We start from the raw sequence: 22,039 nt of genomic DNA on the forward strand, positions 1-22,039 counted from the left end.
CGTTTGCATTTTGTTTTGATTTGAAGAAAAATACGCCGCATTGATGTTTATAGAATCAATGCGGCGTTTTTGTTGCTTACTCAGAATGTGATTGAGTTGTTAACTTAGATCTTGGTCACTGTTTGAAACTTGTTAATCAGAGAAAACAGGCGCATTCTTGTTTACTATTGGAAACATGGTTTCCGCTTTATGGAACTTTTGCTTTTTGAGATGGCTGACTCTACGTATAAGAGCTTGGCAAAATGGAGAATAAAATGACTCAAGAACATGCGACTCAGGAACTTCTAGTTACTCCTTTACATGCTTTGCACATTGAAGTTGGTGCAAAGATGGTTCCTTTCGCAGGCTATGATATGCCTGTTCAGTATTCACTAGGCGTAAAAAAAGAGCACTTGCATACTCGCGAGGCTGCGGGACTGTTTGATGTTTCGCATATGGGTCAGCTTCGTCTGCATGGTGTAGGTGCTGCTCAAGCACTAGAAACTCTAGTTCCTGTGGATATCGTGGACTTGCCTCAAGGTAAGCAGCGTTACGCATTTTTCACTAATGAAGAAGGTGGGATTTTAGACGACCTTATGGTCGCTAATTTAGGTGATCATCTGTTCGTGGTCGTTAATGCGGCTTGTAAAGAACAGGATATCGATCATCTGCAAGCTCATTTACCTTCTGAGGTTGAGCTTGAAATTATTGAAGACAGAGCGCTGTTAGCACTTCAAGGCCCAAAAGCCGTCGAAGTTCTAGCTCGTCTGCAACCTGCTGTAGCTGACATGCTTTTTATGGATATTCAGCAAGTTAGCATTGATGGCATTGAATGCATTGTTAGCCGCAGTGGTTACACCGGCGAAGATGGCTATGAGATTTCAGTTCCAGCTGACCAAGCTCAAAAACTGGCTCGTAAGCTGACTTCATTTGAAGAAGTTGAATGGATTGGTCTGGGTGCTCGTGACTCTCTACGTCTAGAGTGTGGTCTATGTCTATACGGTCATGATTTAGATACAACAACTACGCCAGTAGAAGCAAGCTTGCTATGGGCGATTCAGCCAGTACGCCGCACAGGCGGTGCACGAGAGGGCGGTTTCCCTGGTGCTGATATTATCTTCAATCAGATCGCGACTAAAGATGTGGCTCGCAAACGCGTTGGTTTAGTTGGTCAGACTAAAGCACCAGTACGTGAGGGTACCGAGTTGTTTGATGCAGATGGTCAACATATTGGTGTCGTTACTAGTGGCACGGCAGGCCCAACAGCGGAGAAACCAGTGTCTATGGCTTATGTCCGCACTGATTTCGCCACAGTCGGTACAGAAGTATTTGCAGAAGTTCGTGGCAAGATGCTCCCGATGTTGGTAGAAAAAATGCCGTTTGTACCGCAAAGATACTACCGCGGTTAAGTGAATCTAAATAAATAGGTTAGTCCTAAGAGTCGTAAGTCTAGTCTTACGGCTCTTTTTTATTTACAGTAGCCGTCTAAAATTATCAGTAACAGATGTAAGTAACGGATTACCACTATGAAGAAAAAGGCTGCAATACTTTCAACTCTAATCGGTGTGTGTAGCCATGTATCAGCCGCGGAAGATTATACCGCGTATATAGTAAATGGCTCTTACGCCAATATTACTGAGTTTTCTTCCTACGTTGCTTTGTTCGTCGATTTGATTGAATACAACAATACTTATTATGCTGGAAGTTATTGTGGTGGAACAATTTTAAATGCCAATCACATCCTAACTGCTGCTCACTGCGTTTATAGCTCGGACCCAGATAACAACCTGTATTCGCTGTTTACTGTAGTTGTACCTGAGTTACAGAAGGAAAGTTTTTACCCCTATAGCATCAATGAAAAAAAACGCGTTTCAAAGATCTATTATAGAGATGACTACAATAGCACCACGTTAAATAATGATCTGGCAATACTGCAACTGGAATCTGCATTAACTACTATTAACTCTAGTCATTATGCAAATAGGCCCTCGACAGGTACTACTTACCGTAACGCTTCAGAGACTTTTTATGCGGTCGGACATGGTAATACTAAAACTGGTGTTGATGATAATGATGATTTACAAATGGCCTCATTAACGTATGTCGAAAATAGCTCTTGTAACTACAGCAATATGACAGACACCAAACTATGTATGGAGGGAGCGGTTAATCCATCAAACGGCTTAGAAGCCAGCACTTGCCAAGGGGATTCAGGAGGTCCTTTGTATTGGTACTCCGGTAGCAGTTACATTCAAGTGGGGTTAACCAGTTTTGGCCCTTCTACATTTTGTGGCGATGCTAGCTTTAATTCTACTTCAGTCTTTACCGAAGTTTATGACTATCAAGATTGGATCGACGCCGTGCTAGCGGGTACCGAAACAGCAAAATATGTCGCGACCGATGCAAAAAGACAGGCTTATGTAGACAGTATCGGAAAAGAATCTTCTAGCTCAGGCGATTCTGGCGGAGGGGCATTTGGTTTTATGTCGCTATTGTTTATGACTATTTTGGCGTTAGTGAGGCGTAACGCTCAATAAAATACTCAACTACCTTTCAACTATTTCTTTAAGTCGTTGCGCATATACTTGCGCGACGACTTTTTTTTCACATCGTGTAATGCACAATTCATCCGCTTTCTAATTACTGGGATCTAGTTCTATAGTTTACTGCACCCAGCTTGTTTACATATTCTTTACATGCACAATGGTTATCATATATTGATAATTATATTTGTATAACTGATTAACTATAAAGAGAATTTCTTGAAAAAGTTTAAGTTTTTATTGGGGCCGATTTACCCTTTGGCAGCGGCTTCCGTTGCGATGATTGTATTGTTTACTCTTTCACGCATAGGATTGTCCTTATGGCATTTCGATCGTGTATCGGATGTCAATGGGTGGGGAGATATCCTATTGAGTGGGTTGCGCGTTGATTTCGCATCTGTCTCATATCTTTTTATTCTTCCAGCGTTATTAACTTCATTTCTATCTGGTGATCACGTTATTGGTCGCGTGTGGAACTGGATTCTTAGGATTTGGATAACGGCTGGTTTGTGGTTAGTCGTTTACATGGAAGCTGCTACACCGCCTTTTATCATCGAATATGACTTACGACCAAATCGATTGTTTGTTGAATACCTGATTTATCCAAAAGAGGTGTTTGGCATGCTTTGGTCCGGCTACAAGCTTGAGCTATTTTTGGGGCTCGCTGTAAGTGTCATAACGCTTATTGTTGGCTGGAAATGGTCTGCGTCTCTTGTTAAATCATTAACATACCCACGTTGGTACTGGCGGCCTTTGATTGCTGTTGTTGTGGTTGCTATATGCTTGATGGGGGCTCGTTCATCTCTTGGACACCGACCATTGAACCCTGCGATGGTGGCATTTGCTGCTGACCCTTTAGTAAATGACTTGACGTTAAACTCCTCTTATTCCGTAATATTCGCAGCCAAACAAATGGGCTCAGAAGCGAGCGCATTTGAGTTTTATCCAAAAATGGATAAGCAACTGATTGTTGATCAGATCAAAGATTCTATGAATATTGATTCAAAAGCATTCGCTGATAATCAAAAACCAACACTGGCTAATCATGTTGCGTCTTATACCGGTCCAAGAAAGAATGTTGTGATTCTGTTGTTGGAGAGCCATGGGGCGCGTTACGTAAAGAGTTTAGGTGGTATTGATGCTTCTCCAAATCTAGACAAACTAATTCAAGAAGGCTGGGCATTTACAAGAATGTACGCCACAGGTACTCGCTCAGTTCGCGGTATCGAAGCGGTAACAACAGGTTTTTCTCCTACACCAGCTAGAGCTGTAGTTAAACTGGGTAAGAGCCAGACCAACTTCTTTACCATCGCTAATTTGTTGAAAGCAAACCAATACCACACTCAGTTTATCTATGGTGGGGAAAGTCATTTCGATAATATGAAGAGCTTTTTCTTAGGTAATGGCTTTGTCGATATGCAAGATTTTCCAACATTTTCTTCTCCAAAATATGTTGGTTCTTGGGGAGCGTCGGATCAAGACCTCTTTACGAAAGTCGATGAACAATTTGTACTGCTATCAAAAACAGAACAGCCGTTTTTTAGTTTGGTTTTTACCTCTTCTAACCATAGCCCGTTTGAATATCCAGATAGTGTTATTGAGCCATACAACCAACCTAAACAAACCGCGGAAAATGCAGTTAAGTATGCTGATTATGCTTTAGGTGAGTTTGTCGAAAAGGCGAAGAAATCTAAATATTGGAACAACACTGTTTTTGCAGTGATTGCGGATCATGATGCTCGCGCGACAGGAACGCTTCCAGTGCCAATTGGACATTTTAAAATCCCTGCAGTGATCTTTGGTGGCGGTATTGAACCTCAAATGGATGATCGTTTGGTGAGTCAAATAGATTTGGTACCGACGCTACTATCGTTGGCTGGCATCAGTAGCCAGAACCCTATGATAGGACATGATTTAACACATGAAGTGCCTGTTGAAAAACAACGAGCAATGATGCAGCGCGATAAGAACTTTGCTTGGATGACAGCAGATAACGAGGTGGTGGTTATTCAGCCAGAGAAGGGCATTTCTACTTACACTTATAATCCAAATGAAGATTCGTTGACCGCAGCACCTCTCAGTGAAGCGACGGTGATTAAAGCTCACGCCAACGCTATGTGGGGGAATTTAGCATTTGACAACAATTACTATACGGCTCAAAAGAGCTACGCTGTGAATCAATAACAAGAATCTCCTCAAGCAGTTGTTTTTGGCACTGCTTGAGGAATAACGTCACTTCTAAGCAGTGTATAGCGGCTAGCGCTGGCAACAGACAGGGGTTTAGAGAACCAATAACCTTGAAAATAAGATGCGCCCATGTCTTTGTATTTTTGGAACATGGCTTGATCTTCAATCCCTTCAAACACAATATCAATCCCTTTTGAGCGGCATAATTGAGTAATAAACTGTAGATACTGCTCATACGCATCATTGGTCATCGACTTCGTTGTCATCACTCTATCTATCTTAATTTGTTTTAGCGGTAAGCCTAAGAAGCTGTGAATCGAACTGAAACCGGACCCAAAATCATCAAGTGACAACGAAAATCCCATACTGCTTAGAATATAAATCTGGTTTAGTGCATTCTTGTTCCCGTCGAGCATGACGGTCTCTGTTAGTTCCAGAACAATGGATTTTGGTTCGACATTAGAATTTACAGCGAGAGTAAAAAGATTGATTGGGAAGTTAGTGTCTAAGAGTTGCAATACCGAAACGTTTATGTTTACACGTATGTTGGCTTTGTTTAATTGGTTGTAGCGACTAATGAATTCACACGCTTTAGCAAAAACTAAATACCCCAGCTCATTAATCAGTCCTTTTTTTTCAGCAATAGGAATAAATTCATCGGGGTATATTTCGCCATAACCTTTAGACCTCCACCGGACTAAAGCCTCGAAACTGGCAACTTTGCCATTGGCTGCGTTGATTATGGGTTGGAACTTTACACTCAGAGAGCGAGAGTGGATTGCTTCTTTAAGTTCTTTCTCAATAAAAAAGAAACGGTCAACACTGTTCTGAGTTCTGCCAGTATAGATTTCAATACGAGAGCAATTGTTTTCACCTGCAAATTGGCAAGTTCTCGATGCTATACTTAAGCATTCAGAAGGCGTTAAATTGGTGTCTATGTAAGGATAAACACCAATACTAATTTTGTCCCCATACAACTTGCCATATTCGAGTGTAGATTCTGCATAGTGCTTAAGGATATTTTGGCAAAGTCGTTGAAGTTCTCCAGTGGTGTAGTCGCCGTAAAGCAACACAGCAAAATCATCGGAACGTACGCGATAGTGCTCACAATCATCATCAGGAAGCACACGTAACGCACCTGTTAAGTGCTCAATAATCTGCTGAAATACATCTGTGCCATATTGGTTAAGATATGACTTAATATCGTCAATCTGGATATAGATAAGGGCGGCGTTTAGTTGAGGTTTTTTGGCGAGGGCTTCTATGTCGTGTATCAGTTTGGTTCTATTTGAAAGACCAGTGGCGTTGTCAAAAAAGGCTGCTTGGTGGAGATAGGATTCCATCAGTTTTTGGTCGGAGATATCTCGATGACTTCCAATCATAAAGGCATGCCCGCATATGTTTTTTGTCGTTGCGACACCTTCAACCCATATGTACTGTCCATTAGTCTTTCTTAAACGGTACTGAGTAACGACATTCCCACCTTCATCAATATGTTGACCGATTCGGCTATCAAGCAACGCTGCGTCTAAAGGGTGTACTATGCTGAACCAATCTGAGAGTTCAATAGTCTTCGATTCGAATCCGAATTGATGATAAAACTCAGGATTATAAAAAGTCATTAAACCCTGTTCATCCATATAGAAAACACCGTGTTTAAACACGTCGAATATATGCACTAAACGCTTTAAATATGTGTCATCTAGAGCATTCTCTATAACAGATAATTTATCTTGTTTTAACGACATAACCGCATACCAACTCTAACAACTGCTAACCATAATGCGAAAAATGGATGAAAGAAATATGAACCTAAAACATCTGTAAGGCTAGAGCTTTAGAGCATTAATCCTAAACGATGTTTCAATTTAAATCTAAATGAATAGTGATTCAATTATTGATAATAATAATTGTTGCTAATCGTGCTATAGCGCAAGCTTTAATAACAAAAAGTACACTTGTAATAGCGCATCTCTTTGATGTTTAAAACAATAGACCTATAAAAATGCGGCTAAGCGCCGCATTTTTGTTTTCGTCAGAAATTAGTTTAGCGTTCCCAATACGCCTCTTCCAAACTGTCTTCGCGTTCTGGTAACGATCGAGACAAACGAGGTGAGTGCTGTGTCAACACTTCATAGCTGACACGGTTTGCGTATTTACATACCTGAGAGAGAGAAGAGTAAGTCAGATATGGCTGATCGTGCTTAACGGAATTTGGCACATTAATCAGATGGAAGGCGTTGGCCGCCATATCATGCAACAGCGCAGATAAAGCACCGTCACCCGCTCCGTTGGTATTCTTTATTTCTAGTGGACCACCAAGATAAGGGCCAATGTGTGAATAGATTTTGACTGGGTTTGTACAGTCATTTTTGCGCATGGCACGGCTGAATTCGTACTTATTAAACTCTGGAATGTTGCCCGGAAGTAGTGGTAGTTCTGTTTCACGCTTACTGGATTCGTCAGTATAACCAGCCATAAACAAGCCGATTGGTCCTGCGGTACAGAGAACTAAATCGACCCATTGAAGAGCGGCGTCTGATGCAAGAAGCGGATCTTTATGCCCCGTTAACGCTTCACCTTCTTCTTCATTCATAGCCACGACAGTGACGTTTTCCTTTAGAAACTCTTGCCACCATTTCTCATTGCCCTCAATGACGTACTTGGTGCCCAGAGTTAACACTACAGGAATGTTGTTTGCCTTGGCTAATTCAATCGCTCGTTGAACCGCTTGAGGCATAGGATCTTCAGGCTTTCCACGCATAAGATAAGAAGAGACAACCAAAGCCGACGCTTTTTCGAATACTTGCTCAGGAATACTATCCGGACGCAACTTATTCATGTGGCCTTCATTTATCGCAAAGGTACGTTCGCCATCTTCGGTGATTAACGTATAGCAACGACCTATAGGTCCATCAACCGTTTGAAGATGATTGAGGTTCATGCGTGAAGAAGTTCGACATAAGTAACGATAGGCAAATGAACCTACTTCGATGTTTTTAGACATAACACCAAGAAGCACAGATTTGCTATCTGCCAGCACGGAATAGTTGTGTAGCGTATTGCCAATGGTGTCACCCGGATGTTGATGGGTGATGAGATTCAGCTCAACCAGCTCCCTATATAAGGCATCTGCTTTAGCCTCTTCTAGGACAAGAGAATGACCTTTGCTCAAATTGTATTTGGCTAAGAAATCGTTATCGACTCGAGCTTCTATATCAACAATTGTTTGGCCAACACCAACAATAGTTGGACGATGTAGCTTTGGTGCTTGTTGAATGTGGTTAAGTAATGGATCTCGAGCATGTGTCGGAAAGTAGTGCTTAGATTTACGCTGTCCGGGAAACTTCATCTTGACTGTTAGGGGAAAGAAATATTTCGTGCATAATATCACAAATATATTTTTATATTTTCATTTTATTACACGGAAAATGGCTTTTGTGGGTACCACTTTCCGTGCGTCTCAATCATTGTTGAGTGGTGGTTTGACTATCTGTAAAAGCGTTATAGGCTTTTGTGCCCCAAAGTGGAACGGTTGACAGGCTGTGTTTAAAACTGCCGTCCGTTTCTTTCGTCGTATAGGACAAATAAAGAAGTGTTTGATTTTCTGCGTCAAAAATACGTCTGACTTTCATAGTCTTAAAGAAAATACTCTTCGACTGCTTGAACACTACCTCACCAGATTTACTTTTATCGATTGATGCAAGCATGTCCGGAGTGATATCGCCCGTTTGTCGACACGAGATTGAGCTGTCACTCGGGTCTGAAAGACTTAAATTTGCTTCGATGGACGCTATATGGCAAGTCACCCCCTGTATTTTGTCATCATGAAGCGATGCGATTTTAATATCCTTCATGGTAAATACGCCTAGAGATACATCACCAACTTCACTATCTGAACATCCGACTAGTAGAGTAGACAGTCCTACCATCAAAAGTAACTTTTTCATTGCTTATCCTATGGTGCCGCATACAAAGTTGAACTTATCATAACTCAAGTTGCAAACAGATGCCGAAGCAAATATCTGACTGTAAATAAAGAAAGATGTGTAGATGAGATATCAAGACTTGTGAGATTGAGTGTACCTAAGTATCCTTCGCTTATTCATTACTGCTAAATGTGGTTTTAGCGTAAGTACTTCAATAGAAGAATATTTCATGACAGATTCCTATCCAAACGTCGTTAAAGTGAAAAATCAGTGGCTGTTTGATCAAGTTGAGGTTGAGTTTCCGACGCCTGAAAGTTTAAAAGGCAGAGCCATTTATCAGTCTCTATGTGAAGAGAATACTGTGACTCCGTTGATTCAAAGTACGCAAGAAACAGACATCAATTTAGATGAAATATATCTGGTTGATTTTCATCGTTTGACTGTGATGTTCTCATTACTTCAAGCGTCGCGAGGACGTGATGAACAAGAGCAAAATTATCTGTTGGAGTTTTTCACCCAAATTATCTTCTCTGAGCCTTGTTATCTTTATGTAGGATTTAAGCAGGCTGAACCAGTGGCTGCCGCTTTAATTACACAAGCTGAAAATGAACTCTTGATATCAGATATTGTTGTTAAAGATCTTACCTATAGTTCTGTTGAGCAATTCTCTCAAGCAGTAACACAAAAGTGGCTAAAAAGTAACGAATTTTCAGGCTCATTCTATATCGAACACTAATATAAAACAGTCAATTGAGTCAGAAATTTCCGGTTTGTTTTAAACAGTGACGGTGCTACAAAATATCAACATTGCTGCGTAAGCAGATTTCAAATTGTTAACTGAATCATTTTTCCTATTGTTTTTGTATTTAAACTGCATAGAAAGGAGAAATATTATGGTTGGCAAAAAGACGAATTGCGTTATTTTCGATTGTGAAGGTACATTGGTCGACAGTGAACGCTTATGTTGTGAAGCCCTAGTGCAGGTGTTTAATGAGATTGGGGCAGAGCTATCTATCGAAGATATTATTGATAACTTTGAAGGTGGCAAAATTGCCGACATTATGCATTCCACTTTGCAACTAGCAGAAAAAACTGCGGATATTGATGTGTTGGAACAGCGATATCGTGAAGTGTTGGAACCTCTCTTCTTACAGAAGCTCACACCAATGCGCGGTGCAGTTGCATTGTTAGATTGGCTTAGAGAAACAGAGACAGAATTTTGCGTTACATCGAACGCGCCCAAAGACCGTATTGAATCGATTCTAAAATCGGCAGGGTTATACAGCTATTTCCAAGGAAAAATCTTTTCAGCATTCGAAGCAAATAGTTGGAAACCAGAACCGGATTTGATCCGCTATTGCGCTATGAATATGGGCTTTATGTTAGATGAATGTGTTTACGTTGATGATACGCACAAGGGTGTGAAGGCGGGGCTTAATGCCGGTGTAACCACCTTTCAAATCACGCCTTTAACTTGGCAAAATAGAGTGTCTCACCCCAAAGTTACAGTGCTAGAGAGCTTAGAACAGCTAACCTTGTATTTAGCTTAAGTATTGATATTAAAAATTCAATTAATGAAGCGTGTTCTCCGGCACGTGGATGTACGGGGTTAGCACCAGGTTAGTGGCTAATATTGTAGGCTCAATGTTACTCAATTCTTCCGTGTGGAAACCACATTTGCCACAGAGAAATTTTTCACCGCTTTCAGACAGCAAATATTCATCACTTTGACACAGTGGACAGCACTCGATCATTTTCATCACACATTCTCTTCAAATCGTTTTTATTATTTAGTGTTAGCTATTGCTTCTTTTATGCTCAGAATAAACGGAATGTCGGTCGGTGATTGTTATAATTACATTATTCTTTCATTTTTTGAGATTCAATTCATAAATCTATGAATTGAGTTTGTTGATTTCTAAACCTTAATTAACGAACTCAGTGATTTTGAAAGAAACTTCAAATACACAAAAAGAAAAACTTTAGTGGGGTCGAAGAAATGGATGATAAATTCTGTATGGTTTTAACCACAACAAATAGTCAAGATGTAACCCAGCAACTGATTCGATATCTTTTATCAAACCAATTGGCTGCATGTATTCAAACAATGCCTATCAACAGTCATTACATATGGGAAGGTGAGGTATGTAATGATGAAGAGATCCTTCTAGTGATAAAAACCCAATCCAAATTATTCGAGCAAATAACGGAATCGATTGAGCAGTTTCATAACTATGAAGTTCCACAAATTGTTCAAGTGCCTATTACTGATGGCTTCAACCCTTACTTGCAATGGATCGAAGCCAATACGAATTAGGCAGTTAATCGATTGGGGTTAATTCGAATCTGTACTGCGAGTAATGACAATGAGGTTAATGCACCTAAGGTATCGCACAGCATATCTTTTTGGGCATCCCAGATATCACCTTGAGAACCCAAGAAGGCGATACCTTCGTCCCCGCCAGCCAAATCTGCATACCACCATTCAACAATTTCGTAGCCAGCGGCAATACTCATAATACAAAATAGAGCATAACTACTGGCAAACAATGGTTTAGCCAGTTTGTTTCGTATAAGCAGTTCGGCAATTGGGTATGCGTACAAGCCTATGGAAAAGTGCGCGACACGATCGAAGTTATTGCGCTCTGAACCAATGAGGGTATTGAACCAATCAAAAGGAACTTCTGAGAAGGTATATTTCGCGCCAATCGTATGCAGAGTCAGCCAGATGAAAAAGAGAGTATAAGAAGTTGTACTCAATCTCTGTCTCATTGAAACCAGCCACACAATCGCAAGAATCAGTAATGCAGGTATAATTTCGGCAACCCATACTGCTCGTGATGCGGGAGAGATGGCGGAAAAAATAAACACGGCTGTATATGCCAGAGTCAGTAGTGTCAGGCTTCTCGGTGCTGTCATATTTTAAATATCCTTTACTCAATTTCATAAAACATGTTTACATCATTTGAAACAGTGTTCAATTAAGTTGTAGTAAAAATCGAGTAGATTAATCTTAGAGGTAATTAGGAATTACTCGTATTCTAGAGATGAAAAGTTGAATAAAGGTCAAAGCCTTAATAGTTTCGTCCTATTCTTACTCGACAAAAAGCCTCTCATGGCTTTGAATAAAAGAAGGGAAAATTGAGAGAAACTATATGACTGAAGCACAGCAATTGTCTGCATCGTTTCGCAACTATGTTGAGAATCCTTTATTGTGGCCAATTTTGGAAGTGTTGAAACGGCAACCATCCGGTTGGAAAGTTCATACGCTTGCGGCGCATTTGGGTGAACTTGAACTGATGCCGACACTGGATGAAGCTCCAGAAAAAGATTTGTTCAAACGTAATTTTCTTATCATGAATGCGCTTTACCAACTGCAAGAGACTCTCTATCCAAAGCAATGGCTTCAAGTTGAGGCTATGGATATTATTCTGATGCCGATGTTTCGCAATGCCTCCCACGTAATTGATGTTGAAGATCCTTTGCGCGAATACTATTCACAGTGGGAGCACTATGAAGCGAGCGAAGGGGAAGTTAAACGCCTTCTCAATGAGTTTTGGACTCGCTATCGTAAGTTTGTTGGTGGCAGTAGCAAAGACTTAAATCGACAACAAGCCTTGCGGTTATTTGAACTCCACGATGATGCTACACACTTTGAAATCCGCAAAACATGGCGAAAGCTCGCTTTAAGATGGCATCCGGACAGAGATAATGGCAATGCAGAAAAATTTAGGATTTTATGTGAGGCATGGAATATTCTTCGCCAAGAGGCATAGAAATCTTTTACCAGAAAAAACAGCGCAAATTTGCGCTGTTTTTTGTTTCGATAACTCTTAATTCTTGAACTTAGCTTTGCGCATACGGTTCAGTGCTGCCATCGCATCCAGTATGCGAGGTTTCGCCAAATCGCCATGGTTTGGCATGTTCTCGTGCCAATTGTCGTTAAGAAAAGCCGCGAAATCTTTAGCTGGGTTTTTCGACCAACCTGGCGTCTGTGCAAGTTGGAACCAAAGCCAACCGATAGCATTAATTTCTGAAGGCGATTCTATCTGCTCAAGAGCGCTTAAGTCAGTAAACTCTTTGCCAAAGCGAAGTGAATCAGTGCCTTTTGCTGATACTCGGAATTTGCCTTCTGCCAGTATCGTTTGTAACGCCATGCAATTTAAAGAACGAGGTGCAATGTTTTCCAAAGGCGTTTCACATTCGTTTTTACGCTCAGTAGGGTGAAGTGCTATCACTTTCTGTGCTTTTTCTGTCACGTCAATCGCTTGGAAATCATGCATTTGAATTACCGTGTCAGCCACATCAAGGTAATCCCCAGAACCACCCATAACAACTAAGCTAGATATTCCCATCTCATCTCGCAGTTGACCAATGCGATCGACTAACGGAGTGATCGGTTCATCACCTTTACTCACCAATGCTTGCATCCGTTCGTCACGTATCATGAAGTTGGTTGCCGAGGTGTCTTCATCAATCAGCAAAGTGCTAGCGCCAGCTTCTATTGATTCCTGAAGCCAAGCCGCTTGTGAGGTAGAGCCAGAGGCATCTTGAGTACTAAAGTCACGAGTATCTCTGCCTAGTGGCAAATGGTTGATGTAGTTAGAAAGATTGAGATTGTGCACGCAGCGACCGTCTTCAGCGCGAATTTTCATGGCGTTGACATCAGCGACAATACCTTCACGTCCATCACCCTGAATATGGTTGTAGATTGAACGCTCTATTGCTGTAAGCAGGGTCGATTTACCGTGAAAACCGCCGCCGACAATCAAAGTGATACCTTTTGGAATGCCCATTCCGCGTACTTCACCTTTATTTGGTGCCAGCAAAATGGTTTCCAATTCTTTTGGTGACTGGAATGCAATAGCATCTTTCATCGGTAGGTCGCAGTTACCAGCTATACGTGGCAGCACACTTCCGTTTGCAACAAAGGCAACCAAGTTTTTCTCATCAAGTTGAGAACGCAATGCTTCTTGGTCTTCGATGGTTTCACAGTGATGAGTCAGCGCCTCAATATCCAATTCACGAGCATTGGTTGCTTTGCGAATGAATTTAGGCATATGAAATGTAAGCGTGTTGAGTGCTTTTTTCGCGAGAATGTCACGCCCTTCAGCAGGTAGAGACATACGGAAACGCAACTCAATGCCGTGTTCAGTAAATAATACGGCGGTGCTATCCATTACGGTTTGGCCGGTGATATGGATAGTTACGGAGTTTTCTTGCTTGGCGAATTCTGCGAATGAGCGAGCGATAAAGTCTCGGGCTGCCATTTGATAAGCCGGAGACTTATCTTTCAACCATGCTAAGCCAGTGAGTGACCATGCTCTTGTCGCACGCAAGCGCGAAGCTGACGCGAACGGATCTGACTGAACATAATCGATGTACAGATTGTAGTCGCCGAAATCATATTCGCCTTTGATTTGCTGGTATGCGCGATAATTCTGTTTTTCGAGTTTTTTCAGTTTTGCTGTTAATACATCCATCACGACTGCTCTTGGAATAATGAAAAGGGGGCGATTATAGGTAGCCCTATCAAGGGAGTAAAGCCATGTGTTGCTTAATCCTTGTGGGATAAACAAAAACTGTACTCTATTTAGGAGTACAGTTTTAGTGGCAGAGGGGTATTTGTCAACAAAGAGGCGGGTTCAGACAAGATGATCTTATTCCCATCAGCGGTTGAATTGATTAATAGTCTTGCGCTAAGAATGGCTTTAAGTCGACATCCTTTGAGTAGTCGACATTTTCAAAACCAAACCCATTGAGATTAAGAAACTCTTGCTTGAATCCTTGGTAATCGCCCAGTTGTTTAAAGTTATCAGCATTCATTTCGCCGAGAATCGCCAATACTTTTTTCTGAGTGTCTTGGTTAAGTTCCAGATCATCCATTCGGATCAAACGTTCGTTATCAACTGGCGTGGTGACATTCTCTCCCAGATACAGTTTTTCACTGAATAAACGTTGCATCTGTTCAATACAGCCTTCATGGGTGCCTTTCTCTTTCATCACTCGATAGAGCGCTAAAATGTATGGGCTTAAGCCTGGAATAAACACACTCGCTTTTGTGACTAATGCCTTACAGACAGAAGCGTAAGCGCCACCATTGTAATTCGCTAACTTCAAATTAAGAGAGTGGCTGGTTTGGTGCAAATCAACTTTTGCATAACCCAAAGTACCATCAAGATAGACAGGGTGAGTGATTTCCGGACCAATGTATGAGAAAGCAACGGTTTTACAGCCGTCAGCGATAGAGTCCGAGTTGATCAAAGTATCAATCCAGTTCTCCCAGTCTTCACCGCCCATGACCTTAATGGTGCAGGCAATCTCTTCATCTGTCGCAGGTTCTAGTGTGCTATTTACCCAACTGTTGTTTTCCAGAATGATGGTGGAGCCTGATACTGCATCACCAATCGGTTTGATGGCGGAACGCCAGAACTCGTCACTGTCGCCTTTTCGGCGCATACCACTGGCGATACTGTAGATAACTAGGTCGACTTCACCTTCGAAGTAAGTTTCGATTGCTTCGATCACTTGTTCTCTAATTTCTTTTGAGAACACATCACCATCAATATTGACGGCTACATTGCCATTTTGTTCTGCGTGCTTTTTAAAGAAATGATTGTTGTAGAATCCAGCACTACCCACGCCTTTTTCAGATGGTCCGCGTTCCATAGAAACGCCAATAGTGTCAGCTTTCGCACCACCGAATGTTAACGCGATACGCGCGGCAAGCCCAAATCCGGATGATGAACCTAAAATTAAGACACGTTTAGGACCATGTTTAATTGGGCTTGCTAATTTAACGTATTGAATTTGCTTTAGAATGGCTTGTTCGCAACCGAAAGGATGTGCGGTACGAGCAACCACACCCTGAATTACGGGTTCTATGAGCATTATTGGTACCTTCTGGTTCTGTGGGGGCAGTAACAATAGCGTAAAGTTAGGTAAAGTTTATTGAGCTGAGGCAACAGACCTACAGTTAGTTGGTCATAATGTAGGAAAACACCTTAAAGCAGAGGTTCTAGTTGTTCCGCCATGAAATCGGCTATCCATGGTTGGGCGTCCGGTTTTGGGTGTAATCCGTCTTGCATCATCCATTCAGGTTTGATGATGACTTGCTCTAGAAAAAATGGAACCAGTGGCACGGATTTTTCGCTGGCGATGTTGGGATAAAGTTGCGAGAACGCATCACTGTAACGTTTACCGTAATTGGGCGGGATACGGATCTGCATCAAGATCACTTGGCTGTTTTGCGCATGAATGGTGTCAATCATAGTTTTCAGATTGTTTTCAACAAGCTGAGGGGGGAAGCCACGTAGCCCATCGTTGGCACCGAGTTCAATCAAAACGGAGTCAGGTTTGTGCTGTTTGAGTAATGAAGGTAAACGCGATAATCCGTTTCCGGTTGTATCGCCTGATATACTTCCGTTAATTACTGTTACAGATTTCCCTTTGTTTTTTAAAGCATCACCAAGCAAATTAGGCCAAGCTTGTTCTATAGACATGTTATAGCCAGCGCTCAAACTATCACCCAACACTAAGAGTGTGTTACTACTAGCGTTGGTCGAGAAAAATACAACAAGAAGCAAGGAAAGTAGTCTAGTCATGCAATCATCCGTTATTTCAGCTCAGTCTTTATCTAAAGTAGTCTCCACCAATCAGGAGCAATTAACAATCCTCAAAGAGGTGAATCTTGATATTCGCCAAGGCGAAAGTGTGGCCATCGTTGGTACTTCTGGTGCAGGTAAATCGACATTGATGACACTGCTTGCAGGATTGGACACGCCGACCAGCGGAGAAGTTCATCTGTTGGGGAAATCACTGACAGAGCTTGATGATGAAGCGAGGGCCGCGATTCGTAGTCAGTCGGTAGGGTTCGTATTCCAAAGTTTTTTGCTCATACCAAGCTTATCTGCATTAGAAAATGTCACTCTGCCGTGTTTGTTAAAGGGCGAAGCCGAAGATAAACAACGGGCAGAAGCGTTATTAAAATCTGTGGGGTTAGAGCATCGTATTCATCACTCGCCGAGTCAGCTTTCGGGTGGTGAGCAGCAACGGGTTGCTCTGGCGCGAGCGTTTATGATCAGCCCACAAGTGTTATTTGCTGATGAACCGACAGGCAACCTAGATCAGGAAACCGCAGCGAAGGTTATCGATTTACTTTTTGAGTTGAACTCGCAACATGGAACAACATTGGTTCTTGTCACTCATGACCCTGTTCTTGCTGCAAGATGCCAAAGACGCTTTCACATGACGGCAGGTATGTTGGAGGAGCGAGTATGAATGTTGCCCCATCTTTAAACAAACGTCTGTTTCGATGGAGCTTTAGCGAGATTCGCCACGGCCAATTGTGGCCGATTTCCGTAGCTCTAACTCTCATCATTGCTTGTGTGTTTGCTTTAACAGCATTGGCTGACCGTATGGAGCAGGTGGTTGTTAAGCAGGGAAAAGATGCATTGACGGCAGACAGTGTGTTTGTTTCGGCAAATCCTTTGCCTTCAACATTGTTGCAATTGACCAATGAAAATAACCTAACAACTTCCACCATGACTCGTTTTTCCACCATGGCGTTCAGTGACAATGGTATGAAGTTAGTCACGGTTAAAGCTGTAGACAGCCAATATCCATTGCGTGGAGAGATGGAATTGTCGGATGGAAGCACCATCAAGCATCAGATCCAGCCAAATGAGTTATGGTTGGACGAACGAATTTTTAACGAACTGAACGTTAATTTGGGTGACAGTGTCACGATTGGCGACGCTGATTTTGTCGTATCAGGCAGAGTCGTTCAAGAACCCGGTTTAAGCTTCAACCCATTTCAGCAAATGCCGTCCGTTTTTATTCACTTATCAGATGTTGAGCGCACCGGTGCTATCCAAATCGGCAGCAGGGTTCAATACCAGCTTTTCATTAATGCTGAAGAGCCAGTCATTGAACAACTGAAAAAAGCAGTAACTTTGTCCCCGAGTGAGCGATGGAGAGATCAAGACAGCGGTAGCAGAACCAATGAAGTGTTTGAAAGAACTCAGCAATATCTGTCTTTGACTGTGGCTATCGTGATCATCATGGCAGCTACCACTTTGGTTTTGACCTGCCAGCATTATGTTTCTACTCGTCAGCGTACGATCGCAATGCTTAAAAGCTTGGGTGCCAGTAAGCAATGGGTAGGGCGTTGGTTAGCTATTCAGGTGGCGTTACTACTTGGTTTTGCCGCCGTGAGTGGCATTGTCATAGGTATGGGGCTTGAATATCTGTTGCGAGTGCCGTTGGTCGACCTGCTGCCTACGCCGCTTCCAAGTTATGGTTATAAGCCAGCGCTGGTGGCGCTGACCTCAAGTGTGTTAATTGCCGTACCTGCTTTAGGTATCCCGCTAGGGCATCTACTTAATGTAAATGCAGCCAGTGTTATGCAGAACACACAAAAGCAGAACCGAATGCGATGGAATATCGCTCTTGCGCTTGTGCCTTTACTGCCCATGCTTGCTTTCTACTGGCAAAACAAGTTGGTTTGGATCGTACTTGCAGGAATAACGGTGCTGTTTTTGATTCTTGCTTTAATCAGCGTTGTGGTGACACGCTCTTTGGCAAAGTTACCGCTTAATACTGCAATGAAGCTGGCTCTTAGCCGGATCAATCGTTCCTCTTTGGCTACGGGTATTCAATTTGGCGCATTGTCACTTTCGTTGATGCTATTGGCTGTAATGTGGCTGGTTAGAACCGATTTATTATCTGACTGGCAAAAAACATTGCCAGCTAATGCGGCGAATGCGTTTGCTTTCAATATTGCCACTTATGAAAAAGATGCGTATTTGGAAACTATAGACAAAGCTGGAATTGAACGTTCGGATGCTTATCCGATCATTCGTGGACGATTAACTGAAATTAACGGTGTTGAAGCGAAAACTTATGCACAAGGGGAAGGGAGCAGCGACGCGTTAAGGCGTGAACTTAACTTCACTTGGGGTGATAGCCTACCAACCTATAATGACCTGATTGCTGGAGAGTGGACGCAAAGCAAAGGGGTGTCAGTTGAGCAAGATGTCGCTGAAGACCTTGGCCTGAAAATTGGGGATAAACTGACATTCTCTATCAACAGCCAACCTGTCGCAGCGACGGTAAATACTATTCGTCATGTTGAATGGCGTGCTATGAAGCCTAACTTCTACTTCATTTTTACACCAGATTTATTACAGGACATTCCTAGCTCTTGGCTGGTTAGCTTTCGAATAGAACAGCAGCATGATGGGCTACTTACAGAACTGTCACGTAATCACCCTACAGTGAGCTTGATGGATATCCGAGCAATGGGAGCGAAAATCCAAGATCTGCTGACACAAATTGTTTGGTCGATAACAGTACTTGCTTTGATGGGCGTAGTCGCTGGTATACTCCTGATTTTTACGTTATTACGCTTAAGTCTGAGTCAGCGTCAGCAAGAGATAAGGCTGTATAGAACTTTAGGCGCGAGCCGTCGCCGAGTTACTCAGACTATTTGGTCAGAGTTTGGGCTTATGGCTTTGGTTGCCGGTATCGTTGCTGCTTTAAGCGCAGATGTGGTCGTAGCGAGTGTTATGAAGTTCGGTTTTGACTTATCACCTTCGTTACATCTGAACATGTGGCTGGTGCTGCCAATCGTCACTTTTTGCACATTAGCTGCGGTTGTGAATAGTTTAATTAAGCGTTTGTTAGTTCCTATAAATAAAGCATTTAATTAGTGATTCCTTGAGTAAGTGCGAGAGTTATCCACAAAAACGGTGGATAAATGCTGGGATAACTAAGAGCTCTGATGCAGTGTATTTCTGCCTTAGCCCCGTAGAACCTTTGGCTGCAGACAGAGCTTTATGCACAAGGTTAAAAAAGCACCGATCACAGAATATTGAGTCAAGATATTTATTTCATTTTTTTGTATTGCAACTTTTATTCTGTCGAGCTATAGCCACGTAAAAAATGTGATTTTAATAACACTTTATAAGCTTTAGAATGGGTTTAGTTTGAATGACTATCGGTAGCGACATGTCACAGAATACAACAAACTTTCAGTCACCTCGCGTCGCCATTATTGGCGGCGGCGTTGCCGGTGCAACAGCTGCGGTTCATTTAGGTGAACTGAGCGTCAATGTACTGTTACTGGAAAAAGGCCCGAGTTTAGTGAACGGGCCGCCAATTTGTCACCTCCATGCTGGGGGGAACTTATACAGAGAAATTTCAGAGCAGCAATGTATTAAATTGTTGCGTCAGTCGGTTGAAACGATCCGTCTGTACCCACATACCTTGAATAAGCGCCCAACGGTGATTGCTATTCCGGACACCGATTCAGGAGAGCCACAAGATATCATTCCTCGTTTGGATACCATTCAGGCATGTTATCAACAGTTGGTCGATGAGGACCCTCGTAACCAGATTATGGGTGATCCTAAGCAGTATTATTCGATTTACCAACGTGAGCAGTTAGAGATCTTAGCTAACCAAGCTCAACCGAAGGAACCGCTGACCAGCGAAGAGTGGTTGATTCCGTTTGCCAAGTACGCTGACCTGAACTCGATTAAATACCCTGTAGTGGTTGTTCAAGAGTATGGCTGGAGTGTATTTCGGCTTGCAGCGAGTGCGGAGCTGGCGCTAAGTGCTATGGCTAACTGTCAGGCAAAGACTCACGCTACTTTAGTTAGTGCAGAATACAACGGATATTGTTGGCAGCTTACGTATGTGGATATTGATGGTCAACATCACCAAGTGGAAGCCGATTATCTGATCAATGCCTGTGGTTATGAGACAGGTAAAGTCGATGACATGGCACATTATCAGCGTAAGCGCATGGTTGAATTTAAAGCGGCCTATGTCACTCACTGGCCGCAGTGCCAACATGAGTGGCCTGAAGTGGTATTTCACGGAGAACGTGGTACGCCACGAGGCATGGCGCAGCTAACACCTTATGCCGATGGTGTGTTTCAGTTACATGGTATGACGGAAGATATCACTTTGTTTAAAGATGGTTTGGTAACCTCTGAGGACCATTCTTCTCAGCCAGTTCTGCCTAAATATCTGCAGCGCAAAATACTTGAAGGCTGGCAGAGTGATGCTCTTAATGAAAGAACTCACAAAGCCATTCGACATATCAGTCAGTTTATGCCCGAATTTGAGAGTGCGCAGGTCGGTGGTAAACCGTTGTACGGTGCTCAGCAAATTCCGGGATATGATGCGACTCTGCGGGCTGCAGATGTGACATTTGAAGACAACAACTATGCTCGAATGGAAGTTGTGAAAGGGTCGTCTGCGTTAGAGGCGGTGAGAAAGATAGTTTCCAATTGGCAGCTTGTGAAAGCACTATCGGATAAGTCAATTGAAGAACAGCACCCGATCAGCATGTCGTTGACGCCCAACGATATTGAATCGAGAGCGAAGCGACTAGCGCAAGAGCGAGGATACCCTCAAGCTTTAGCCAAGTTTGTCGGTATGAAATAACCTGATATCTGCCAGCCCCAGCGTGTGTACCTACAATGGGGCTAATTTCTAGATATCTAGCCTAAGCATCCAGTTGGGCTCTTATTTTAGCGATAAGCTCGATGGCGGCTTCATTATCACCGTGAACACAAATCGTGTCGGCTTCAATTGGGATAATCGCCCCGTCAGATGTACTGACTTTGCCATATTCTGCGATCTGTTTAATTTGACTCAAGATAGCGTCTTCGCTGGTTAATACCGCATTTGGCGAAGAGCGAGGTGTTAATAGCCCGTTCGATAAATAGGTTCTATCGGCAAAAGCTTCAAACAGCAGTGGCACATCGTAACTGTCTGCAATATCTAAATAACGTTGATTGTTTCCTGAAGCCAATATCATTAAAGGGATATTGAAACATGAAACAGCATCAGTGACTGCCCGAAACACATCTTCATTTTTCATCATGTCATTGTATAAGGCGCCATGAGGTTTAACGTATGTGACTTCAGTATTCTTGCTTTCACATAGCGCTTTTAGTGCGCCAATTTGATAGATCAGAATCTCGCAAATTTCTTCTTCTGAAAACGACATTGAACGTCGCCCAAATCCTTGCAAATCTGGATAGCCAGGGTGCGCACCAATCTGAACATCATGTTGAATCGCGTAATCAATGGTTCGGCTCATGACATGCGGGTCGGAAGCGTGAAAGCCGCACGCAATATTGGCCATATCGACCCATGGCATTACCAATTCGTCGTTGCCCATGCGCCAATGACCGAAACTTTCGCCCATGTCGCAGTTAAGAGTGATAGTCCGTTTTTTCACGTGAATCATCGTTCCTTAGTATTTAAGCTACTATAAAATACAGAATTAATTATAAATAAACAGCGATAAAGCTCATCGTTTATTGCATGCATTACATGATTGAAGGCTTGCTTAGCTGATAACTGGTTTAGCCAATACATTAG

18 protein-coding genes are annotated in these 22,039 nt (G+C 42.5%); 10 read left to right on the plus strand and 8 right to left on the minus strand.

Annotated features, from left to right (window positions below; translation table 11 throughout):
* Positions 1–254 precede the first annotated feature (254 nt).
* The 3 genes from gcvT (at position 255) to AAGA51_RS17145 (ending at position 4,706) form a co-directional block, all read left to right on the plus strand.
* The gene (gcvT, locus tag AAGA51_RS17135; protein WP_042487370.1) at positions 255–1,388 is read left to right on the plus strand and encodes a glycine cleavage system aminomethyltransferase GcvT; all 1,134 of its coding nucleotides are present in this window, start codon (positions 255–257) and stop codon (positions 1,386–1,388) included.
* Positions 1,389–1,505: 117 nt separating this feature from the next.
* A complete protein-coding gene (locus tag AAGA51_RS17140) occupies positions 1,506–2,516 on the plus strand; it encodes a S1 family peptidase (protein WP_042487366.1) in 1,011 nt (336 codons plus the stop codon).
* Between the two features lie 225 nt (positions 2,517–2,741).
* On the plus strand, positions 2,742–4,706 hold the full coding sequence (locus AAGA51_RS17145; RefSeq protein WP_042487363.1) for an LTA synthase family protein: 1,965 nt from the start codon (positions 2,742–2,744) through the stop codon (positions 4,704–4,706).
* An 11-nt stretch (positions 4,707–4,717) separates the two neighbouring features.
* On the opposite strand, the gene AAGA51_RS17150 is transcribed toward AAGA51_RS17145, so the two are convergent.
* The 3 genes from AAGA51_RS17150 to AAGA51_RS17160 form a co-directional block, all read right to left on the minus strand.
* Positions 4,718–6,457 carry an EAL domain-containing protein gene (locus tag AAGA51_RS17150; RefSeq protein WP_042487360.1) on the minus strand — a complete coding sequence of 580 codons (1,740 nt, stop codon included), beginning with the start codon at positions 6,455–6,457 and terminating at the stop codon, positions 4,718–4,720.
* Between the two features lie 299 nt (positions 6,458–6,756).
* Entirely contained in the window at positions 6,757–8,061 is a 1,305-nt protein-coding gene (locus AAGA51_RS17155; RefSeq protein WP_042487356.1) for an inosine/guanosine kinase, read from the minus strand.
* 115 nt (positions 8,062–8,176) lie between these two features.
* Positions 8,177–8,659 carry a CreA family protein gene (locus AAGA51_RS17160; RefSeq protein ID WP_042487355.1) on the minus strand — a complete coding sequence of 161 codons (483 nt, stop codon included), beginning with the start codon at positions 8,657–8,659 and terminating at the stop codon, positions 8,177–8,179.
* Between the two features lie 208 nt (positions 8,660–8,867).
* Here AAGA51_RS17160 and AAGA51_RS17165 point away from each other — a divergent pair, with 208 nt between their 5' ends.
* The 3 genes from AAGA51_RS17165 (at position 8,868) to cutA (ending at position 10,955) form a co-directional block, all read left to right on the plus strand.
* Entirely contained in the window at positions 8,868–9,374 is a 507-nt protein-coding gene (locus AAGA51_RS17165; RefSeq protein ID WP_042487352.1) for a hypothetical protein, read from the plus strand.
* 157 nt (positions 9,375–9,531) lie between these two features.
* Positions 9,532–10,188, plus strand: a complete 657-nt coding sequence (locus tag AAGA51_RS17170) for an HAD family hydrolase (RefSeq protein WP_042487349.1) — start codon at positions 9,532–9,534, stop codon at positions 10,186–10,188.
* Positions 10,189–10,637: 449 nt separating this feature from the next.
* A complete protein-coding gene (gene cutA, locus AAGA51_RS17180; RefSeq protein WP_042487347.1) occupies positions 10,638–10,955 on the plus strand; it encodes a divalent-cation tolerance protein CutA in 318 nt (105 codons plus the stop codon).
* Here the strand turns inward: cutA and AAGA51_RS17185 are convergent.
* Positions 10,952–11,557: a DUF2238 domain-containing protein gene (locus AAGA51_RS17185; RefSeq protein WP_042487345.1), complete on the minus strand. Its 606-nt coding sequence runs from the start codon at positions 11,555–11,557 to the stop codon at positions 10,952–10,954. The genes cutA and AAGA51_RS17185 overlap by 4 nt on opposite strands.
* A gap of 236 nt (positions 11,558–11,793) precedes the next feature.
* Here AAGA51_RS17185 and AAGA51_RS17190 point away from each other — a divergent pair, with 236 nt between their 5' ends.
* On the plus strand, positions 11,794–12,414 hold the full coding sequence (locus AAGA51_RS17190) for a DNA-J related domain-containing protein (protein ID WP_042487342.1): 621 nt from the start codon (positions 11,794–11,796) through the stop codon (positions 12,412–12,414).
* A 57-nt stretch (positions 12,415–12,471) separates the two neighbouring features.
* Here AAGA51_RS17190 and AAGA51_RS17195 read toward each other — a convergent pair whose 3' ends face one another.
* The 3 genes from AAGA51_RS17195 to tesA all read right to left on the minus strand — a co-directional run bounded on the left by AAGA51_RS17195 (position 12,472) and on the right by tesA (position 16,242).
* Positions 12,472–14,121, minus strand: coding sequence for an ABC-ATPase domain-containing protein (locus tag AAGA51_RS17195; protein ID WP_042487341.1), 1,650 nt, complete (start codon positions 14,119–14,121; stop codon positions 12,472–12,474).
* Between the two features lie 202 nt (positions 14,122–14,323).
* Positions 14,324–15,529: an enoyl-ACP reductase FabV gene (gene fabV / locus AAGA51_RS17200; protein ID WP_042487338.1), complete on the minus strand. Its 1,206-nt coding sequence runs from the start codon at positions 15,527–15,529 to the stop codon at positions 14,324–14,326.
* A 113-nt stretch (positions 15,530–15,642) separates the two neighbouring features.
* Positions 15,643–16,242, minus strand: coding sequence for a multifunctional acyl-CoA thioesterase I/protease I/lysophospholipase L1 (gene tesA, locus AAGA51_RS17205; RefSeq protein ID WP_042487335.1), 600 nt, complete (start codon positions 16,240–16,242; stop codon positions 15,643–15,645).
* On the opposite strand from tesA, the gene AAGA51_RS17210 reads away from it, so the two are divergent.
* From AAGA51_RS17210 to AAGA51_RS17220, 3 genes are all read left to right on the plus strand, one after another.
* Positions 16,241–16,918 carry an ABC transporter ATP-binding protein gene (locus tag AAGA51_RS17210; protein WP_042487330.1) on the plus strand — a complete coding sequence of 226 codons (678 nt, stop codon included), beginning with the start codon at positions 16,241–16,243 and terminating at the stop codon, positions 16,916–16,918. The two genes, tesA and AAGA51_RS17210, sit on opposite strands and share 2 nt — an antisense overlap.
* Positions 16,915–19,350, plus strand: coding sequence for an ABC transporter permease (locus AAGA51_RS17215; RefSeq protein ID WP_042487327.1), 2,436 nt, complete (start codon positions 16,915–16,917; stop codon positions 19,348–19,350). Before AAGA51_RS17210 ends, AAGA51_RS17215 begins: the two co-directional genes overlap by 4 nt.
* Before the next feature lie 280 nt (positions 19,351–19,630).
* Entirely contained in the window at positions 19,631–21,094 is a 1,464-nt protein-coding gene (locus AAGA51_RS17220) for an FAD-dependent oxidoreductase (protein ID WP_042487324.1), read from the plus strand.
* Between the two features lie 61 nt (positions 21,095–21,155).
* Here AAGA51_RS17220 and AAGA51_RS17225 read toward each other — a convergent pair whose 3' ends face one another.
* Positions 21,156–21,896: a 5-oxoprolinase subunit PxpA gene (locus tag AAGA51_RS17225; protein ID WP_102953700.1), complete on the minus strand. Its 741-nt coding sequence runs from the start codon at positions 21,894–21,896 to the stop codon at positions 21,156–21,158.
* Between the last annotated feature and the right edge of the window lie 143 nt (positions 21,897–22,039).

It is taken from the genome of Vibrio diazotrophicus (genome assembly GCF_038452265.1).
GTDB lineage: Bacteria > Pseudomonadota > Gammaproteobacteria > Enterobacterales > Vibrionaceae > Vibrio > Vibrio diazotrophicus.

What these genes read in the sequence shown, in the direction of transcription:
- fabV (WP_042487338.1), bottom strand. Translation starts at nt 15,529, where the DNA reads ATGCTCATAGAACCCGTAATTCAGGGTGTGGTTGCTCGTACCGCACAT.
- AAGA51_RS17185 (WP_042487345.1), bottom strand. Translation starts at nt 11,557, where the DNA reads ATGACAGCACCGAGAAGCCTGACACTACTGACTCTGGCATATACAGCC.
- AAGA51_RS17170 (WP_042487349.1), top strand. Translation starts at nt 9,532, where the DNA reads ATGGTTGGCAAAAAGACGAATTGCGTTATTTTCGATTGTGAAGGTACA.
- AAGA51_RS17155 (WP_042487356.1), bottom strand. Translation starts at nt 8,061, where the DNA reads ATGAAGTTTCCCGGACAGCGTAAATCTAAGCACTACTTTCCGACACAT.
- cutA (WP_042487347.1), top strand. Translation starts at nt 10,638, where the DNA reads ATGGATGATAAATTCTGTATGGTTTTAACCACAACAAATAGTCAAGAT.
- AAGA51_RS17220 (WP_042487324.1), top strand. Translation starts at nt 19,631, where the DNA reads ATGACTATCGGTAGCGACATGTCACAGAATACAACAAACTTTCAGTCA.
- tesA (WP_042487335.1), bottom strand. Translation starts at nt 16,242, where the DNA reads ATGACTAGACTACTTTCCTTGCTTCTTGTTGTATTTTTCTCGACCAAC.
- AAGA51_RS17210 (WP_042487330.1), top strand. Translation starts at nt 16,241, where the DNA reads ATGCAATCATCCGTTATTTCAGCTCAGTCTTTATCTAAAGTAGTCTCC.
- AAGA51_RS17190 (WP_042487342.1), top strand. Translation starts at nt 11,794, where the DNA reads ATGACTGAAGCACAGCAATTGTCTGCATCGTTTCGCAACTATGTTGAG.
- AAGA51_RS17165 (WP_042487352.1), top strand. Translation starts at nt 8,868, where the DNA reads ATGACAGATTCCTATCCAAACGTCGTTAAAGTGAAAAATCAGTGGCTG.
- AAGA51_RS17160 (WP_042487355.1), bottom strand. Translation starts at nt 8,659, where the DNA reads ATGAAAAAGTTACTTTTGATGGTAGGACTGTCTACTCTACTAGTCGGA.
- AAGA51_RS17150 (WP_042487360.1), bottom strand. Translation starts at nt 6,457, where the DNA reads ATGTCGTTAAAACAAGATAAATTATCTGTTATAGAGAATGCTCTAGAT.
- AAGA51_RS17195 (WP_042487341.1), bottom strand. Translation starts at nt 14,121, where the DNA reads ATGGATGTATTAACAGCAAAACTGAAAAAACTCGAAAAACAGAATTAT.
- gcvT (WP_042487370.1), top strand. Translation starts at nt 255, where the DNA reads ATGACTCAAGAACATGCGACTCAGGAACTTCTAGTTACTCCTTTACAT.
- AAGA51_RS17215 (WP_042487327.1), top strand. Translation starts at nt 16,915, where the DNA reads ATGAATGTTGCCCCATCTTTAAACAAACGTCTGTTTCGATGGAGCTTT.
- AAGA51_RS17140 (WP_042487366.1), top strand. Translation starts at nt 1,506, where the DNA reads ATGAAGAAAAAGGCTGCAATACTTTCAACTCTAATCGGTGTGTGTAGC.